General features: G+C 58.0%; 19 protein-coding genes, 1 tRNA gene and 1 pseudogene. 12 read left to right on the forward strand and 9 right to left on the reverse strand.

Annotated elements, in window-relative coordinates:
- Positions 1-311: 311 nt before the first annotated feature.
- Positions 312-527, reverse strand: a complete 216-nt coding sequence (locus So717_RS13040; RefSeq protein WP_159977999.1) for a hypothetical protein — start codon at positions 525-527, stop codon at positions 312-314.
- 168 nt (positions 528-695) lie between these two features.
- On the opposite strand from So717_RS13040, the gene So717_RS13045 reads away from it, so the two are divergent.
- Positions 696-965: a hypothetical protein gene (locus tag So717_RS13045; RefSeq protein ID WP_159978001.1), complete on the forward strand. Its 270-nt coding sequence runs from the start codon at positions 696-698 to the stop codon at positions 963-965.
- 234 nt (positions 966-1,199) lie between these two features.
- Here the strand turns inward: So717_RS13045 and So717_RS13050 are convergent, their stop codons facing one another.
- The 3 genes and pseudogenes from So717_RS13050 to So717_RS13060 all read right to left on the reverse strand — a co-directional run bounded on the left by So717_RS13050 (position 1,200) and on the right by So717_RS13060 (position 3,612).
- Positions 1,200-1,538: a hypothetical protein gene (locus So717_RS13050; protein WP_159978003.1), complete on the reverse strand. Its 339-nt coding sequence runs from the start codon at positions 1,536-1,538 to the stop codon at positions 1,200-1,202.
- A gap of 154 nt (positions 1,539-1,692) precedes the next feature.
- Positions 1,693-1,839 (reverse strand): annotated as a pseudogene (locus So717_RS13055) (IS5/IS1182 family transposase); the annotation flags it as partial.
- A 39-nt stretch (positions 1,840-1,878) separates the two neighbouring features.
- Positions 1,879-3,612, reverse strand: coding sequence for a helix-turn-helix domain-containing protein (locus So717_RS13060; RefSeq protein WP_159978005.1), 1,734 nt, complete (start codon positions 3,610-3,612; stop codon positions 1,879-1,881).
- Between the two features lie 332 nt (positions 3,613-3,944).
- Between So717_RS13060 and So717_RS22300 the strand changes: the two genes are divergently transcribed.
- The 4 genes from So717_RS22300 to So717_RS13080 all read left to right on the forward strand — a co-directional run bounded on the left by So717_RS22300 (position 3,945) and on the right by So717_RS13080 (position 8,875).
- A complete protein-coding gene (locus So717_RS22300) occupies positions 3,945-4,565 on the forward strand; it encodes a VPLPA-CTERM sorting domain-containing protein (protein WP_238840911.1) in 621 nt (206 codons plus the stop codon).
- 50 nt (positions 4,566-4,615) lie between these two features.
- Entirely contained in the window at positions 4,616-6,922 is a 2,307-nt protein-coding gene (locus tag So717_RS13070) for a SulP family inorganic anion transporter (RefSeq protein ID WP_159978007.1), read from the forward strand.
- Between the two features lie 50 nt (positions 6,923-6,972).
- Positions 6,973-7,173, forward strand: coding sequence for a hypothetical protein (locus So717_RS13075; protein WP_159978009.1), 201 nt, complete (start codon positions 6,973-6,975; stop codon positions 7,171-7,173).
- A 145-nt stretch (positions 7,174-7,318) separates the two neighbouring features.
- On the forward strand, positions 7,319-8,875 hold the full coding sequence (locus tag So717_RS13080; RefSeq protein ID WP_159978011.1) for a recombinase family protein: 1,557 nt from the start codon (positions 7,319-7,321) through the stop codon (positions 8,873-8,875).
- Here the strand turns inward: So717_RS13080 and So717_RS13085 are convergent.
- Positions 8,854-8,928: transfer RNA gene (locus So717_RS13085), tRNA-Thr, on the reverse strand. The two genes, So717_RS13080 and So717_RS13085, sit on opposite strands and share 22 nt — an antisense overlap.
- A gap of 270 nt (positions 8,929-9,198) precedes the next feature.
- Here So717_RS13085 and murA point away from each other — a divergent pair.
- The 7 genes from murA to So717_RS13120 all read left to right on the forward strand — a co-directional run bounded on the left by murA (position 9,199) and on the right by So717_RS13120 (position 14,327).
- Complete coding sequence (gene murA, locus So717_RS13090) at positions 9,199-10,467, forward strand: UDP-N-acetylglucosamine 1-carboxyvinyltransferase (RefSeq protein WP_159978013.1); 1,269 nt, start codon at positions 9,199-9,201, stop codon at positions 10,465-10,467.
- On the forward strand, positions 10,464-10,931 hold the full coding sequence (locus So717_RS13095; RefSeq protein ID WP_159978015.1) for a DUF2948 family protein: 468 nt from the start codon (positions 10,464-10,466) through the stop codon (positions 10,929-10,931). The genes murA and So717_RS13095 overlap by 4 nt, the downstream gene beginning before the upstream one ends.
- A 73-nt stretch (positions 10,932-11,004) precedes the next feature.
- Positions 11,005-12,306 (forward strand): histidinol dehydrogenase, encoded by a 1,302-nt coding sequence (gene hisD / locus So717_RS13100; protein WP_159978017.1) that lies wholly within the window; start codon positions 11,005-11,007, stop codon positions 12,304-12,306.
- Positions 12,307-12,391: 85 nt separating this feature from the next.
- Positions 12,392-12,871, forward strand: coding sequence for a UPF0262 family protein (locus So717_RS13105; protein ID WP_159978019.1), 480 nt, complete (start codon positions 12,392-12,394; stop codon positions 12,869-12,871).
- A complete protein-coding gene (locus tag So717_RS13110) occupies positions 12,872-13,333 on the forward strand; it encodes an arsenate-mycothiol transferase ArsC (RefSeq protein ID WP_159978021.1) in 462 nt (153 codons plus the stop codon).
- Positions 13,334-13,343: 10 nt separating this feature from the next.
- The gene (locus So717_RS13115; RefSeq protein ID WP_159978023.1) at positions 13,344-13,736 is read left to right on the forward strand and encodes a ketosteroid isomerase-related protein; all 393 of its coding nucleotides are present in this window, start codon (positions 13,344-13,346) and stop codon (positions 13,734-13,736) included.
- A gap of 3 nt (positions 13,737-13,739) precedes the next feature.
- A complete protein-coding gene (locus So717_RS13120) occupies positions 13,740-14,327 on the forward strand; it encodes a GNAT family N-acetyltransferase (protein WP_159978025.1) in 588 nt (195 codons plus the stop codon).
- A gap of 9 nt (positions 14,328-14,336) precedes the next feature.
- Here the strand turns inward: So717_RS13120 and So717_RS13125 are convergent, their stop codons facing one another.
- The 4 genes from So717_RS13125 to So717_RS13140 form a co-directional block, all read right to left on the reverse strand.
- Positions 14,337-14,717, reverse strand: coding sequence for a hypothetical protein (locus So717_RS13125; RefSeq protein ID WP_238840916.1), 381 nt, complete (start codon positions 14,715-14,717; stop codon positions 14,337-14,339).
- Positions 14,718-14,779: 62 nt separating this feature from the next.
- Positions 14,780-15,874 carry a porin gene (locus So717_RS13130; RefSeq protein ID WP_159978027.1) on the reverse strand — a complete coding sequence of 365 codons (1,095 nt, stop codon included), beginning with the start codon at positions 15,872-15,874 and terminating at the stop codon, positions 14,780-14,782.
- A gap of 222 nt (positions 15,875-16,096) precedes the next feature.
- Entirely contained in the window at positions 16,097-16,786 is a 690-nt protein-coding gene (locus So717_RS13135) for a hypothetical protein (RefSeq protein ID WP_159978029.1), read from the reverse strand.
- Between the two features lie 50 nt (positions 16,787-16,836).
- A complete protein-coding gene (locus So717_RS13140; RefSeq protein ID WP_159978031.1) occupies positions 16,837-17,541 on the reverse strand; it encodes a hypothetical protein in 705 nt (234 codons plus the stop codon).
- Positions 17,542-17,544: the final 3 nt, after the last annotated feature.

The following is a 17,544-nucleotide window of genomic DNA, read 5'->3' on the forward strand; positions in this document are numbered from 1 at the left end:
GATCACGGCGCGTGCGTAACCCCAACAAGGCCACGGCCCGCGTGCCGATCAACAGGCCGGATACATATGAGCGACTTCCGAGAACATGCGAAGAAATCAATTGCGAACAGTAGCCGGTACATACATTTGGGCCGTTCTCATAGGACGAACCAAGTGATTTCTGGGCCAATGCTGGCGCCGGACTACGGCGAGCTTCGAGCCCAACCGGTAGCTCGGTCAAACTGGTTTCTTAAGTCGACATTTGCAATAAACGGAGGCGAAAGCCCGCTGTCGTTCCTTCTTAAGTCTGATGCGCCGACACCCTTGCCGTCTTAGCCAACCCCGCCCTCGACGACTTGGCCGGGATATTGCTCGGCCAAATCGGCCAGGAATTCGGTGATGTCATCTGCTCCAGCAAGGTCAATGGCCCGACGCGACAGCGGTACGCCTTCCTTTAAGGCAAGACAGAGGCAACTGATGTCGTCCTGCTCCTTTCGTTGCGGGTAGTTCCCGGACCCATGCAGAATGGTGGAAAGCAGGGCAGCCAAGGAGATCGGCGCGGTGTTGTCGTCCTCGACATCAACGGCAATGTCTATGCTCTGGCACGTTGGACGGGCATTGAAACCAAAGAGTTCAAAGCGCGTCTCGGTGCCACACCAGATTTACAACCTAACGCTGATGTCAGCGCATGATTGCAATCGCGCAAAACAGATCAGGTGAAGGACTACATTGCGCAGGTGAAAGACCAACATCGCAAGGACACGCTGCCCTTCGTCAGCGAACGCGCGCGGATGGTTATGGCACAAAGAGCCGAGCGCGATGATCTCAAAGCCAAACAAGACCAACGCTGGATCGAAGAAACCAAAGCTCGCCAAGATCGCTTGAACACAGGTCTACGCGGCATCTTCAACCGGCTCACCGGCACGCACCGTGCAACCATCAAACGCAACGAACGGGAGGGAAGCGCTCACCTGTGCCCACCGTGATCAAGAATAGCGCGACCGCCTGATCCTCGCCCAGATGGCAGAGCGCAAGGACCTGCAGACCCACGCCCGAACCATCCGGGACAGGCACACGGACGAACGCCAGCATCTTGCCAAGACCATCGCAACATACCTCAAACGACCCAAGCCGGATATCTCCAGCCCCGATCACCCATCCAGACGGCGCAACCGCCCGTCAGGACTGAGTTTTGATCGGTGAGTCGGGATCGCATCCGCCTATTGCCTTCCCTGTTTTTTCATGCCGTGATCAACTATGACCTTGCTATGCCGAGCAATCTTTACACCTAGCCAAAACAGGATACAGCCCAAGAACACGACCAATGCAGTGGACGCCAAAGCCTCCTTGGTGAAAAAACTCGCAGCGCTCTCTGATTTAAGAAGTCCATAGTAAATTGGAAAAGCTTCATCTGCCAGTTGCTTCAAAAGGAAAAGCATCGCCCCGAAATTCAGCGCCATAAAATAATGGAAAAGAGTTGGTATCTCATCGAACGAGCGACGCCCCATCACGTTCCGCATACCGAGAATGATCGCAGTTGTCATGCGCAGTTGTTCCATTTGAAAGACCTTCCTTCTGGTTTGTGCTCTGCCATGGTGGCATGCCGAACAATATGTTGCTAGTTTGTTCTAGCCTTGCGCAGCTTAAGTCACGGAAATCTGCTGAAGTAAAATGACGGACAAAGCTCGGTATCGTGTGACCTATGTTCCGGGCTCATAGCCAGAAAATAACAAGTTCAGCGAGTGTGATTGTTGACAGGAATACTTTCGGGCATCTGTCATATCGGGTTGCGACGCGCCGCCAGTCCTTCAACCTGCCGCACATGATCTCGATGCGGTTACGGCGTTTGTACCGGCGCTTGACCGGAGTTAGTTCTTCGACCCACTGGCTTTTGGAAAGCTACTGAATTTTCCTCAACAGGCTGATAGATTTGCTCGGTGCCTCGCCAAATTCCTCCCGGTAAAGCTTGGCGAAGTTGCTGACACTTGAGAAACCGGATGCATGAGCAATCTCCGCAACCGTGTTGTATTTATCCAGAAGGATCAGATTGCGGGCGAAGTTCAGGCGCACAGACCGAATGAATGAGGCCGGAGACTGCCCATTGGCCTCCTTCAGCCGACGTCCAAGCGTCTTCTGACTGATCGCCAACATGGATGCGAGCTTCTCGACGCCAAGGCTCTGGTCGGCCACGCTGTCGAGAACACATTCCGTGATACGATCCAAGAACTGCCGTTTGGCCGAAAGATGATGCCGGGTTTCCGGATCACCTCGCAGGACATTCTCCAGCGCTTCGAGGCGTGCAGTGGTTGCCTTTTCGGCTGCCCGTTGCTCGTGACGGATGTCTTCGAGTTGCCGCTCCATTGACGCGAGTTCATCAACGGCGGACAGCCTTTCCTTCTGCAGCGCGCGCACCATTGTTGAGATCGCCACCATCATGAACAGCGTTTCGCCAAGGATGGCCAGATAGTATCCCCATATCAGCGGGCGCATCAGCACCAATTCATAGGCAAAATTGGCCTCTGTGATGTTGATAGGAACCATGAAGGCGAAGACCGCAATAGCAAGCCCCAAGCTCAGAGAGAGCAAGGATCCGGCAATGGGCCAGGCCTGAGGCAGACCCTCTCGAATCTTTCGGATCGCGAACACAAGCAGTGCCAACGGGCAAACGAAGTAGAGCAGATGCAGCGGGGTTGAGAGGCGCCAGGGATCCAGAACGGCCAACGCGGTGGCGCCAAGGGCGATACCAGACAGCGTAACAAAGAACCATCGCCAAGCGCGCGTGTCGGCGCCCGCATTGAGCAGGATGCGGCAATACTGAATATTGACGAAAACACTCAGTCCGGCAAAGAACTCGGAGATCGGCATCAGGGTTGTGACCGGAAGAGTGACGCCGAAGTACTTGTTCAACCACCCATTGAATATGAACGAAAACGCAAACTGGCAAAGCATGTACAGGGTATAGTATTGGTAATACCGCACGTGGATTTGCCGAAAAATAATCAGGCTGATAACGGCAAACAGTCCAACATAACACAAGAACAGCGCTCTGATTGTCATGATGAGCGTGCTCCAATCGAAAAACAGCTCATCGGACATCAGAACCGCCGTGATGGTGGGCTCAAACGTTCCTGCAATGCGCAAGTAAAGCAGCAGCTCTTCACCTGGTTCCAGCACGATGGGAAAGCCGGTATTGAATTCGGCATTGTCCCTGACCTCGAAGGGGACGGTTTGCCCCGTGCGTGCACGCTCGGTCAGTGACCCGCTCTGGTCTTCAAACAACACCACCTCATCAAAGTTGGCTTCGATGAACGTGACGACCCAACGCTGTTGTTCCGGAAACGAATTGCGCAGCGCAAACCGCAGCCAAACCGACTGACCTGGCAACGGCGCATGGAAAATCCCGGCGCAGTTGGCCGGCGCAAACGTGGCGGTGCCGATACGATCAGGCCCCATATCCCCGGCATGATCCAGATAGTATTCCGCTTGGAGGGCGCGGAGTTGACCGATTGACACATCCGACAATGTATTTGCCACAGCGGCAATCTGCTGCGGATGCTGGCAGGCCTGATCAGCGGGCCCCGCCGCCCAAACGGCAGCGGTGCTGCAAGACAGCAAAAACAGCGCGCAGGCCATGGCGTAGTATCTAATCATCGTTCCCAACCAAGACTGCGTGCTTCGACGGTTCTATGCGATTTCCCACCATTCGACTGCGCTCATTTGGGACAAACTTGGCCAGGTTTCGGTCAAAAATCAGTCCGCTGGTTCTCTTTGCGCAGCAAACTTGGCTTTGATGATGCCCGCAATGCTCTCTCACTTCAACTGATGTGAGGCCCATGGTGAGGCGGGTGTGAACCCGGCGTCGAACCTTGGCGCGCCTCGCGCAACGCTCATTCGGTGGACCCTCTACCGCGCCTCAAATATCACAATTGCCTGTCGAGCAGGACCGTATTTAAGGAGTATTCGTTTTGACCATTAAAACACTCGCCCTCGCCGCCGCCCTCAGCGCGCTGACCGCCGCATCGGGTTTTGCCGCCACCGTGCAGTTGAACGTGGTGGGCGGCCAATTGCTGGGCGCCAGAAACGTCGATGTTAACGGCACGCTCTATGATGTCGAATTTGTCGATGACACCTGTGCAGCGATCTTTGGTGGTTGCGACGATGTCTCTGATTTTGATTTCCCAACACTGGGCTTGGCTGAGGCGGCGGCGATCAGCCTTGGCGAGACTGTCTTTGTCGACGGACCCTTGGGGAATTTCGACAGCGACCACGGTCTGACCGCTGGCATCAGTTCAGCCGGTGGGCTTGGCTTTGGAATAATCATGGTTCCTTATGGGTTTTCGTCGAACGCGGGAATCCGGCGGGTCGCAGGACGCAGCTTTTTGAACGAGGACGACGGTGACAGTCTGACATTCAGCTCAATACCAATAGGGTCTGATCTTTCCAGCGATGACAATATAGCCTTTGCCCGTTTCACCCTATCGCAACTCACCCCCATTCCCTTGCCTGCGGGCGGGTTTCTTTTGATTGCGGGTCTCGCAGGGCTTGGAGGGTTGCGGGCGTGGCGTAGCAAAGACACGGCTCACTAACACCCAACTGAAATCCGAAGGACGGCATCTTTGATGTCGTATCACGCCCCATGGATGACCACGCCCAAGCGGAGGCTCTCGGAGAAGATGCTCGCGGTGACCTTGCCGCCAGCGAAAGACGTGGACCTGCGGCACAGGAGGTCATCGGCTCAGCAAGTGGCGCGCAGTGGCTGAGCGACCTTCCGGCCATCCTCTCTGCCGGGCTGATCTGCGGCATGCTCACGGCGATGTTCGCGATCTCGGCCGCAGCCTTGCTGTTTTCATCGGTGCTGAGCTCGCACATCACGCTGGCCATCGGCATCTGCCTTTTCGGGACCATCGTGTTAAGCGTTGTGATCGCACTCTTCAGCTCCTGCCCGGGCATGCTGTCGGTCACGCAAGAGGTGACAGTTGTGACGCTGGCCGTCATCGCGGCCTCGATCCACGGCACCATGTTCGCCGCACACAGCGAAGCCGAGATCCTCGCAACGATCGTTGTAATGATCGGCCTGGCAACTGCGCTGACGGGCGCAACACTCTTTGCAATGGGGGTCTTCCGCCTCGGCCGGTTGATCCGTTTCATCCCCTACCCGGTTCTGGCCGGGTTCCTGGCGGGAATGGGCTGGTTGATCGTTTCGGGCGCGATGGCCGTTACCTTAGGCACACCTCTTACCGTACAGAACACCCCACTACTGCTTGAGGCGACAAGCCTGCAAAAATGGCTCTCCGCCGTTGCCTTTGCGCTCATCGTCGATCTCGTGGCACGGCGCAGCCAAAGCCCAATGGTTTTGCCACTTGCAGCCGCCAGCTTCGTGCTGGTGTTTCACGTGGCTGTCGGGATGCTCGACGTGCCCATTGCCGACCTCCAATACCAAGGGTGGCTCTTTGCGCCCCCGCAAGGCAGCAAAATTGTCTTACCGTTCGAAGACAACCCGCTTGTGCAAGCCGATTGGACGGTGATCTGGTCAGAGCTGCCAAAGATAAGCGCGCTGCTGGCCGTCAGTGGTGCCGCCTTGCTCTTTGCATCCAGTGGTATTGAGCTATCGGTCGGTCGCGACGTTGATCTGGACCGGGAGCTGCGGGCCGCCGGCCTTGCAAATATGCTCGCGGGTACAGGGGGCGGGGCTGCGGGCTTTCAGGGGCTCGGTCTGACCGTACTGGCAAATCACCTCGGTGCACCCTATCGGATCACAGGTGTGTTGGTTGCGGCGGTCTGCGCGGTGATATTGTTCTATGGGGCAACCTTGCTCAGCGTCATTCCAATCCCGCTCTTTGGCGGTCTTCTGCTCTGGATCGGCGGCGGGCTGCTTTATCAATGGCTGATCGACATCTACGCGAAAGTGTCGCGGCGCGAGTACTTCGTCGTTCTGTTGATTGTTGCTCTGATCATCAATGTCGGGCTTCTGGAGGGTCTAGTTGTTGGTGTTTTTGCAGCGGTCGCGCTCTTCCTGATGGAGTATGCGCGGATCGATGTGGTGAAATATGCAGTCACCGCAGAGACCTATCATAGTCGCGTGGAACATGATCCTGATGACAAAGCCTATCTTCGGAAGAACGGCACGAAGATAGAGTTGCTCAGGCTTCAGGGCTTCGTCTTCTTTGGCACCGCGCACCAGCTGCGCCATCGCGTGCAAGGATGTTTCGAGACATCTGATACGTCCAAGTTGCGCTTTCTCATTCTGGATTGCCGGGATGTCACCGGCTTTGACTCTTCGGCCATTCAGGTTCTGGCCAAAGTCTGCCACACGGTTCAGAGCAATGAGGGCCGACTAATCGTCGCCGGGCTAAAACCCACTCTGTCCAAACGGCTGAATACGTTGATCCTAAACGGCGAGTATGGCCCGACCGTGTTGCAATATAACGATGTAGACCAAGCTGTGATGTGGTGCGAAGACTGTCTGCTACATGACTGGGAGCATCGTCCCTGCACGCAAATCGCCCGACGCCTGGCAGACAGGCTGGCCCGTGATCTCGGCTCTCCGGACGCGTTTGAGGCCCTGAGACCGTATCTCCGAAAAATAGTGCTCAGTGCACAGAGCCCCCTGATCCAACAAGGCGAAGCGGGGTCGGACATCTACTTTATCGAAGACGGCTTTGTGAAAGTTCAGTTGGAGACGCCGACTGAATTGCCGGTGCACTTGCGCACATTGGGTCCTGGAGCAATTGTTGGCGAGATGTCCTTCTTCTTGCAGCGCGCCCGAACAGCTTCTGCGATCGCGGAAACCGACGCAATTCTCTGGCAGCTGAATCAGGATGACTTGTCACAGATGGCGCAATTGCAGCCCGAACTCGCTCGCACGCTCCATACTCATTTCTTGCGAACCATCGCAGAGCGCCTCGATCAATCTAACGCGCTTGTCCGCTCCTTGATCGATTGAGGCCATTTCCTCCTTAGGAAGAGAACAAACCGCAGCTTCCGGGAAACCCCTTGAAAATCTGGGAAACAGGTCACGTTCAGGCCCGTCGTTTGGTGCTAAAACTGGCCTTTGGTGGTGCCATTGCCTACTGCCGAAATGAGGGTGCTAGAAATCCCAAAATATCCATTCTATTCAAGGTCTTAGAGGGTGCTTCGGGTAGTGAATTCTTTTGTGGTGCTGCTGGAGGGAGAACGTTGGAACTCTCTTTTTGAAGAATTAGAGGCCTGGGAAAAGCAGCTTTCGTCCCTAAATCCTGACAGTCTGAGGTGTTTTGATGAACACTTTAGACCTTGATTTCAATAAGATAGCCGAAAGGCGCGCTGAGAGCAAGGATCAAGGCTCCAAATACCTGCCGCCATGGACGGATCAGTAAACACCACAACCAAACCAACCAAGGCGGTGATCTACTGCCGTGTCAGCTCCAAAGCGCAGGAAGTCACAGGGCATGGGCTTGAGAGCCAAGAGACCCGGTGCCGCCAATTTGCGCAGGCCAAGGGCTATGACGTTGCTGCGGTCTTTCCCGACACGATCACTGGCGGGGGAGACTTCATGAAACGGCCCGGCATGGTTGCCTTGCTGTCGTTTCTCGATGCGCAGCCGGATGAGCGGTATGTTGTGATCTTCGATGATCTCAAGCGCTTTGCCCGTGATCGTGATTTCCACTTCCGCCTGCGGGATGCGTTTCGCCAGCGCGATGCCTCGGTCGAGTGTCTGAACTTCACGTTTGAAGATACACCCGAGGGGGAATTCATCGAAACCATCCTCGCCGCTCAGGGGCAGTTGGAGCGGAAACAAAATGGCCGTCAGGTTGCGCAGAAGATGAAGGCGCGGATGCAGAACGGCTATTGGATTCACAACGCGCCCATCGGCTATCGCTATCAAACCGAGAAAGGCCGGGGCAAAGTGCTGATCCCCAACCCGCCGTTTGACAGCATTATCCGGGAAGCCTTCGAAGGATACGCCTCTGGTCGGTTTGGTTCACAGGCGGAGGTGACGCGCTTTTTCGAATCCATCCCGGAGTTTCCGCGCAACAAGCATGGCCGGGTCAATCAACAGCGGACAACCGACATTCTGACGCATCCCGCTTACGCTGGGTATATCTGCTCTGAGCGTTACGGACTGAACTGGCTGAAGGCGCAGCATGAGCCGCTGATATCGCTGGAGACCTTCGACAAGGTGCAAGCGATGCGTTCTGGCACAGCCAAAGCACCCAAGCGCCGCAACATTGGTGATCAGTTTGCCCTGCGCGGGATCGCCACATGTGCCTGCTGTGACACACCGCTGCGCTCCTGCGTCTCCAAAGGCAAAGGCGGGCTGTATCCGTATTATCTCTGCCAGACCAAAGGGTGTGAGGCCTACGGCAAGTCGATCCCACGCGACAAAATCGAAGGAGAGGTCGGCGAGATCGTGAAGGCGCTCACACCAACGGAAAGCCTGATCACGCTCACCACGCAGATGTTCAAAGACGCCTGGGCCATGCGCAGCGACCAGGCCAAGGCGAATATCGCTGCTGGCAAGCGTCGTCTTGCATCCATTGAGCGGGAGATTGAGCAGGTGCTGGCCCGGATCATGGACACCAACAACGACACGGTCATCCGCGCCTATGAAGATAAGCTTGCGAAGCTGGAGCGGGACAAGGCAAAACAGAGCGAGAATCTCGCCAATCAGATGCCAGCAAAGGGCGCGTTCGACAAAAAACTAGAACTCGCGCTGCGATTCCTCGCAAACCCCTGGAAACTCTGGGAAACAGGTCACGTTCAGGCTCGCCGGTTGGTGCTGAAACTGGCCTTTGGCGGCCCCATTGCCTACTGCCGAAATAAGCGTGCTAGAACTCCCAAAATATCCATACCATTCAAGGTGTTAGGGGATGTTTCGGGTGGTGAATTCTTTTATGGTGCTGCTGGAGAGAATTGAACTCTCGACCTCTCCCTTACCAAGGGAGTGCTCTACCTCTGAGCTACAGCAGCGCCGATGGATGGGGTGATTAGACCCAATCCCGAAGCGGCGCAAGCCCAATCTGGACGCTTTCGATCACCTGCGTTAGACAAGCGCCATGGCAAAGAGATCAGATCCTCAAGACCTTCCAAAGAACAACACCGCACGCGAAGACCGGCTGAAGGCAGCACTGAAAGCCAACATGATGCGGCGCAAAGAACAGGCACGCGCACGGACACAAAGCCAGGGCGCAGAGGCGGGCGACTCAGCACGAGCCGGAGCAGAAAAGGACAGATGAGCGAATGGATTCTATACTGGTAAAGGGTAGTGGCCCGCTCAACGGGCAGATACCCATCGCAGGGGCCAAGAACGCCTGCCTGACTTTGATGCCCGCGACGCTCCTGACGGAAGAGCCACTCACGCTGATCAATGCGCCTCGGCTTAGCGACATTCGCACCATGACGCAGCTGTTGCAGTCGCTCGGCGCAGAGGTAACATCACTCCAGGACAGCCGGGTGATCGCACTCTCCAGTCATGACGTGAACAACCACACCGCTCACTATGACATCGTGCGAAAAATGCGGGCCTCGATCTTGGTTCTCGGTCCGCTGCTGGCACGCGGGGGTCATGCGGTCGTTTCCCTGCCGGGCGGCTGCGCTATTGGCGCGCGCCCGGTGGATCTGCACCTCAAGGCGCTTGAAGCCATGGGCGCGGAGCTTGAACTCAAGGATGGTTATGTGCACGCGCAGGCCCCAAACGGGCTGAAAGGCGGTACGGTCGATTTCGACTTCGCATCCGTAGGTGCCACCGAAAACGCGCTCATGGCGGCCACCCTGGCCAAGGGCACAACAGTGTTAAACAACGCCGCCCGCGAGCCCGAGATCGTTGATCTGGCACGATGCTTGCGGGCCATGGGCGCCCGCATCGCCGGAGAGGGCACGTCGATCATCACCATCGAAGGGGTGGACCGGCTGGGCGGCGCGACCCATACTGTGGTGACGGACCGGATCGAACTTGGCACTTACATGATCGCGCCTGCAATCTGCGGCGGAGAGGTGGAGCTTTTGGGTGGCCGCATCGAGCTTGTCGAAGCCTTTTGCGAAAAGCTCAATGCGGCCGGCGTCGACGTGACCGAAACCGACCATGGCCTGCGCGTCGGCCGCCGCAACGGGCGTATCCGCGCGGTCGACGTCACCACAGAACCGTTCCCAGGGTTCCCGACCGATCTGCAGGCGCAAATGATGGCGCTGCTCTGTACCGCTGATGGCACGTCGGTGCTGGAAGAAAAAATCTTTGAGAACCGCTTTATGCACGCGCCCGAACTGATGCGCATGGGCGCGAATATCGAGGTGCATGGCGGCACCGCGACCGTCACGGGCGTCGACCGGCTCAAAGGCGCGCCGGTCATGGCCACCGATCTGCGCGCGTCGGTCTCGCTCATCCTCGCCGGGCTGGCAGCAGAGGGCGAGACTCGCGTGGGACGTGTCTATCACCTCGACCGGGGCTATGAACATGTGGTGGCCAAACTCTCAGGCGTAGGCGCCAACATCCAGCGGATATCAGAGACATGAATGATGCCCGTTTCGAAGATGGCCGAGAGGCGCCGCTCAATCTTGGTGCACTGGACGACGATGATCTGGCTGTGGTCTCCGCGCTGGTGCAGGATGCTGTCTTCCCTGCGACCGAGATGCGCTGGGATCGGAAAACCCAGCGTTTCGCCCTGCTGATCAACCGGTTTCGCTGGGAAGAGGGTCCCGCCCGCGTCGCGGCCCCGGAACGTGTGCAATCTCTGTTGGTCTTCAGCGGTGTGACAGGCGTCGCCAGCAACGGGATCAACCGCAAGGATCCCGATACCGTCCTGTCGTTGCTCTCGGTCAGCTTCGATTTCACCGATGCGCCCGGCGGGCACATCATTCTGACCCTCGCCGGGGACGGTGCGATCCGGCTGAGTGTCGAGGCGCTGGATGTCACTTTGAAAGACGTCACCAAACCCTATATGGCTCCTTCAAGGAAAACACCGGAACATCCCGAGTAAGCGTTTCTTTTGGCCAAAAATATCCTCGCCGAAGGCATAAGTCTCTTTCGGCGCACCATCTGAGGTTTGCACCATGCCTGTCTTTCTCGATGCCACCGCGCCCGACTTCAAAGCTGCGTTTGAGACGCTGTTGACAGCCAAGCGCGAGGACAGCCCGGATGTAGACGAGGCGGTGGCCCGTATCATCGCGGACGTCCGCGCGCGCGGTGATGATGCGGTGATCGCATTGACACAGACCTACGACCGCCTCGCCCTGACGCCTGAGACAATGCAGGTCTCCGAGGCGGAAATTGCCGAGGCTACAGCCGCTGTGCCCGCCGAGGAGATGCGGGCGCTGGAGCTCGCGGCAGACCGCATTCGGGAGTACCACGCACGACAGACACCGCAGGATGAGCAGTGGACAGACGCCACGGGCGCGACGCTGGGATGGCGCTGGACACCGGTGGCAGCGGCGGGTCTTTACGTGCCCGGCGGGCTTGCGTCTTACCCATCGTCCGTGCTGATGAACGCGATCCCGGCGAAAGTTGCCGGTGTGCCCCGCCTCGCGATGGTGGTGCCTGCGCCTGATGGCGTGCTCAATCCGCTGGTGCTTGCGGCAGCGCAACTCGCGGGCGTTGATGAGATTTACCGCATTGGTGGCGCACAGGCCGTGGCGGCACTGGCCTACGGAACAGATACCATCGCGCCGGTCGACAAGATCACCGGACCCGGCAATGCCTATGTGGCGGCAGCCAAGCGCCGGGTCTTCGGCAAGGTGGGCATCGATATGATCGCAGGCCCATCCGAGATTCTGGTGATTGCCGATGGTGACAACGATCCGGACTGGATCGCGCTCGACCTGCTCAGCCAGGCGGAACATGATGAAAGCGCCCAGTCGATCCTGATCACCACCGATATGGCTCTTGGGCGCGACGTCTACGAAGCCGTGGGAACCCGTTTGCAGACCCTCGAACGGCGCGCTATCGCGGGGGCCTCCTGGCGGGACTTTGGGGCCATCATCGTTGTGCCTGATCTGGCCACCGCTGCCGCGCTCAGTGACCGTATTGCGCCCGAACACCTGGAGCTCTGTGTCGCTGATCCGGACGCGCTGAGCGCACAGATCACCCATGCTGGCGCAATTTTTCTGGGTCAATGGACGCCGGAGGCCATCGGGGACTACGTAGGTGGGCCGAACCACGTGCTGCCCACGGCGCGCTCGGCGCGGTTCTCTTCGGGTCTCTCTGTGCTGGACTTCCTCAAACGCACCACACTGGCGCGCATGACACCGGGCGCGCTGCGCAGCATCGGCCCTGCGGCGGAAACTCTTGCGCGGACCGAAAGCCTCGAAGCGCATGGTCTGTCGGTCACCGCGCGGCTGAACAAACTCAACGACTGAAGACAGGCGCCTTCGGCGTTGCTCTTTGCGGCGCACCTGCGCTAAGCATGTCGAGTTTGTTTGTTTTGCGTGAAGAACCCGTCCCATGTCCCGTATTTCACAGATCGTGCTCGACGATGCCGGCCTGCCGCCGGCCACCCCCGAGATCGAACAGGAGCGCCGCGTCGCCATGTTTGATCTGCTGGAGGACAACACCTTCAAACTGCCGCCGCGTGATGGCCGGGCGGTGCCCGATGGGCCGTATCACGTGGGGCTGGCGATCCGGGATAAGCGACTCGTTTTTGATGTGAACACCGAAGGCTCTGAAAAGGCGGCGGAGTTTCACCTCTCCCTCGGCCCTTTCCGGCAAGTGGTTAAGGATTACTTTCAGATCTGCGAGAGCTATTTCGACGCGGTGAAAAAGCTGCCGCCCAGCCAGATCGAAACCATCGACATGGCGCGCCGCGGCATCCACAACGAAGGCAGCCGTGTGCTGCAGGAGCGGCTCGATGGCAAGGTCGAGGTGGACACCGACACCGCCCGGCGCCTCTTTACGCTGATCTGCGTGCTGCACTTCGGGGGCTGAATGAGCGACGCGCTCCCAGGGTCGGTTCTGTTTTGCTGCGACCATAATGCGGTGCGCTCTCCGATGGCCGAAGGGATCATGAAAAAATTCTACGGCACCGGTACCTATGTGCAGTCCGCCGGGGTGACCAATGATATGGAGATTGATGGATTTTCCATCGCGGTCTGTCAGGAAATGGATGTGGAGCTTTCCCGCCACCGGTCGCGCAGCTTTGACGAGATGGAGAACTGGGGCGATGATCTGAGCTCTTTTGATCTGGTCATTGCGCTCAGCCCGGCCTCGCAGCGCCGGGCGCTGGATTTGACACGGTTCTACCATCTGGACGTGGAATACTGGCCAATTCTGGATCCGACCGGCCTGGGTGAAAGTCGCGAAGCGAAACTGGTGAGCTATCGGCAGGCCCGCGACCAGATCAAGGAGCGTCTGCTGGCGCGGTTTGGCCCTCCAACCGAGATCATCTGAGGAGCATGCTATGGCGGATGTGGTGAAACGATACTTCGAGGCCTTCAACGCAAAGGACATCGACACGATGTTAGGGTGCCTGTCGGAGGACGTGGCCCACCACGTCAACGAGGGTGGCGTGCGCCGGGGCAAAGCCGCCTTTGCGGAGTTCTGCGATCACATGAGCCGCTGCTATGATGAGACGTTGACCGACATGGTGATCTTTGATGCGCCCGACCACGGCCGCGCAGCGGCGGAATATGTGGTGAATGGCCGCTATGTCGCCACAGACGACGGATTGCCGGAGGCCATAGGCCAGACCTATCAGCTGCCAGCGGGGTCCTTCTTTGATGTCACGGACGGGCTGATCACGCGCGTGACCACACGCTACAACCTGTCGGATTGGATCCGACAGGTCTCCTGACCTGTGCCGCTGGATATTCGCCCTCTGAGCCGCGCTGAGCTGGCCGCGCATATCGACGATGTGGCACAGCTGCGGATCGACGTGTTCCGCGCTTGGCCCTACCTCTATGACGGCGATCTTGACTACGAGCGCGACTACTTAGGGCCTTGCCTGAAAAGCGACAAGGCCATTGTTGTCGGCGCGTTCGACGGCTCCCGCCTCATGGGGGCATCGACAGGCATGCCATTGACCGATCATGCCGATGATTTTGCGGCGGCCTTCTCGGACACCGGTCTAAATCTGGCAGAGATCTTCTATTGCGCGGAAAGCGTTCTACTGCCGCAGTATCGCGGACAGGGCGCAGGTCACGCCTTTTTCGACGCGCGCGAGACACACGCAAAGGATCTCGGGTATCACCGCTCCTGTTTCTGCGGTGTGGTTCGGGCCAAGGATCACCCTGCCCGGCCCGCAGATCATGCCCCGCTTGATCCGTTCTGGCGCAAACGTGGCTATGCACCGTTGGACGGCGTCACAGCCCGCTTCTCATGGAAAGACGTAGGCGCGTCGGTGGAGACGGCGAAGACCCTGCAGTTCTGGATGCGAGATCTCTGAACCGCCCCTTCAGATGCCGCCGCAGACGGTCTCCGCTGTCTCGGCAAATCTTTTCCAGGCGTCCCAGAAGGCGCGGTTGGATTCGCTGCCGGACTGCCGGACCTCTTGCAGTTGGCCCGGGTCGTCGAAGAACTGCACGCCTTGCCGCTGTTGCGATCGGCTGAGGGATTGGTTGGCGGCTGCCTGAATGCAGCCACACCGTTCTTGCGTCGCACCGCGCCGCCGCTGTGCCAGACAGGCGCTGTTGATCGGGCCGGACACGATTTGGGGCTGCCCGCCCGCCACAGGCAAAGGGGGCGGGTTCCGCAAAGGCTCCGTCCGAGAGCTGTCCCGCCCACCGCATGCGGACAGAATGAGGATCGTACAGAACAGAACGGCGGTGCGGAGCATGGGGCAAATCCCTGGTCAAGATCTGCCTTGTATGGCGCAACCCGACCGCCTCTGCAAATGCGTCAGAACCGCCAGCGCGCACCCACAAATGTCACATCCTGATCCAGCAGGTCGGAGCCCGCGTCGTTGAACTCAAATGTGCGGTAGCTCGCATAAAGCTCGGTGTTCCAGACGTCGACCTTCTGCACCACGGCGATGCCGACCGACTGCGAGTCCGACCCTGTTACGCCGAAATCTTCACCGGAGTAGTAATCGAGCGAAATCCGCGTCTCGCCCGCCGCGATCCAGTCGCGTTTGATCCCGCCCTTGATGTAGACATAGCTCGCGTCGCCTTCCTGCTGCCGGCCCGTCGCAACGGCGAGGTTGAGGCCGGTCTCCTTATGCAGGATCGCGAAGGAGCCCAGTAGCAATTCCTCATCGGAATCACGGATCGAGAGGCCTGTCCGGGCCGCGACCTGATAGGCGCCATAGTCCTGATCGTATGTCAGGCCAACGTCATAGAATTCGTCGTCATTTCCGCTGGCCAGCACCTCTTCGCCCGCGCTTACAGCCAGCGAGAAACCCGCGAATGTGGGCGTGTCATAGCGGATGCGAAACCGCCGCCCGCCATCGAAGGCACTGAATGCATCACCCACGTCAAAGCCTGAGGCACCCCCACCCGTCAGTTGGAAGGCTTGAGACCCCGCCTGATCCTGCAGACTGGAATAGGCAATCACGGAGGTGCCGGAGAAATCCGCTTCCGCCGTGCTGTCGGTGGCGATGCTACCCTGACCGAAGGAGAAGGTGCCGAAGGTGGCGGACTTATAGATCGCCTCGAACTTGCGCAGCTCGGTGCGGCGATAGTTCAACTCCAGCCCGTCATCCGAGCCGTTGATGCTGGAGGAGCCGGTGAAGCCCAAAGCCGTCTCGAAATGCAGCCGAAACTCGCTCCCACCTTGCAGTGCCTGTTTGTAGATCACACCCACACGGCTGTTGGAATTGTCATTGTCGGTCAGCGCGGTATTCGTCTCGGCGCCGTTGTCGACGTTAATGATGCCGAGGTTTAGGTGGCCGTAGAAATCCACCTCCGGCCCGGCTTGCTGAGCCGTGGCCGCGACGGGCAAAGCAAGGGCGAACAGCCCGGCGCAGGCTGGGAAGATACGGGAATGGTGGGTCATTGGAGGGCCTTTCGGGCAGCGGCGCCGAACCGGCGTCTAAGTAGACCTTACGCGTGCGCTATAGCGGGTCAAACTCACGAAAGGGGGAAGGCGGTGCGGTGGTGCACTGGGTATTGTGCAGAATTGTAGACCATATGGTCCCGAAGTGCGCGGCTGAGCATAGCTTTCGATGGGGTCGGTTGCGCATAAACCAGTGCCCAACCGCAGCTTGGGCAATTGGTCTCAGCCTCCGAAAAACCCCATAACCAAGTCGACAAGCGTGTAGCCAGTCGTTCCAATTCGAGTCGCCTTATATCCAGCCGAGGCGTCAACATCCTTGACGGTCTGTGAAGCGCGCTGCAGCGTGTTCATTTTTGCCGACCGGCCCGTCGCTCGACGGATTGCGGTTGCTTGGATCTCGGCGGGTTGTTCGGTTTCTACCGCTTCTGCGTCAAGATCGGTTTCAATGCTAAGGCGGCCTTGAATTCGTGATTGCTCTGTGCGAATAGCCTCTGCCGCTTTGAGTTTGGTGTCACGATCCACCTCCCTGATCTTCTGCGCAATCCGTTTTTCCCAAGCCTTTCGGACCTCAGGGTGGTCTGCTCGCATTTGCAGTTGATGCTGCTCAAGCAATTTCGCGAGTGCTTTAAGGGCTTCGTCTGCGCGATAGTTCGCATCACAAAGATTGCTCTCGATTATGCCTTTTGCAATTCCCAAGTTCTGTTCGATTGCGTTTGGGTCGTCGCGGCAATTGTTTAGCGTGTGATCGAGATACTTGAAGGCCGTGCACATGCGGTTGAAGTCAGATGAGTTGCTGTCTACGGCCAGCCCTAGCGAGAAGGCGAGTTGGGACAAAGCACTCTCGATAAGCTTGTCTTCCTCAAAAGGAGCAGTTTGAACATCAAATCGTCCCGTCTCTGGATCTTCCTCCAAGTTTTCCGCTTGTGGAAGCTGTTCGGCGAACCAATCATCCCGGATTTCAGCTATTTTTGCTCCGACGACAGTTTGGCCTTCGTTCCATTCGGCATGGGTGATCTCACGTGCAATGCGCTGCGTGAGGCCCCACGGAAGCGGGGTGCCATCGAGAATGGCTCATACCATTTGATCCAGAAGGACCAGTCTAGACCTTGCTCTGAGCTTTCTAACTTGAATTTGTCCCACATCATTGCCCGTTCGTGCGGTTGCTGCTCCACCGCCCACAGCTTTGGCCAGCCAAGAGGTGTTGCTGTGTCCGCCGAGGCGGCTGCGAAAACGGCATCTGTAGGAATCCCAAGAGATGAGTAAGCATGGGTGTCGAACGTCAAAGCCCTCCCGTCTGTGACCTTGGTTGCTAGGAGTGCACATGAAAGTCTGTACAGACTAGGCGAGCGCTCCATTAGGGGCACATGCCGCTTGCCCGTGTCTGTGATCACGTCTTGCGTAAACTGACAAAGCTTTTTTACTGTTTGGTCTGCCTTATCGAAGCGCCACAGTTCATTTATGTCGCACGTGGATCTCGCAACCGACACAAGCAGCGCACGCAGACATACGAACGCGGAGTCTTGATAGTGAGCACTGCCATCGGCAAAAATGCCTAGGAAGGCGCGCAGCGAGCACCTTGTATCAAACCAAATTCTCGTCTGCTCATCCTGTTGAGCAAGCCAAGCTTGAGCATCTCCAAGATCGCTTATCTTGATTTGTTCAGCCACCTT

It is taken from the genome of Roseobacter cerasinus (assembly GCF_009811755.1).
Classification (GTDB): Bacteria; Pseudomonadota; Alphaproteobacteria; order Rhodobacterales; family Rhodobacteraceae; genus Roseobacter; species Roseobacter cerasinus.

Coding starts and splice junctions, on each gene's coding strand:
- So717_RS13080 (WP_159978011.1), top strand. CDS start 7,319: ATGGACGGATCAGTAAACACCACAACCAAACCAACCAAGGCGGTGATC.
- So717_RS13125 (WP_238840916.1), bottom strand. CDS start 14,717: ATGCTCCGCACCGCCGTTCTGTTCTGTACGATCCTCATTCTGTCCGCA.
- So717_RS13110 (WP_159978021.1), top strand. CDS start 12,872: ATGAGCGACGCGCTCCCAGGGTCGGTTCTGTTTTGCTGCGACCATAAT.
- hisD (WP_159978017.1), top strand. CDS start 11,005: ATGCCTGTCTTTCTCGATGCCACCGCGCCCGACTTCAAAGCTGCGTTT.
- So717_RS13105 (WP_159978019.1), top strand. CDS start 12,392: ATGTCCCGTATTTCACAGATCGTGCTCGACGATGCCGGCCTGCCGCCG.
- So717_RS13070 (WP_159978007.1), top strand. CDS start 4,616: ATGGATGACCACGCCCAAGCGGAGGCTCTCGGAGAAGATGCTCGCGGT.
- So717_RS13060 (WP_159978005.1), bottom strand. CDS start 3,612: ATGGCCTGCGCGCTGTTTTTGCTGTCTTGCAGCACCGCTGCCGTTTGG.
- So717_RS13095 (WP_159978015.1), top strand. CDS start 10,464: ATGAATGATGCCCGTTTCGAAGATGGCCGAGAGGCGCCGCTCAATCTT.
- murA (WP_159978013.1), top strand. CDS start 9,199: ATGGATTCTATACTGGTAAAGGGTAGTGGCCCGCTCAACGGGCAGATA.
- So717_RS13050 (WP_159978003.1), bottom strand. CDS start 1,538: ATGGAACAACTGCGCATGACAACTGCGATCATTCTCGGTATGCGGAAC.
- So717_RS13130 (WP_159978027.1), bottom strand. CDS start 15,874: ATGACCCACCATTCCCGTATCTTCCCAGCCTGCGCCGGGCTGTTCGCC.
- So717_RS13115 (WP_159978023.1), top strand. CDS start 13,344: ATGGCGGATGTGGTGAAACGATACTTCGAGGCCTTCAACGCAAAGGAC.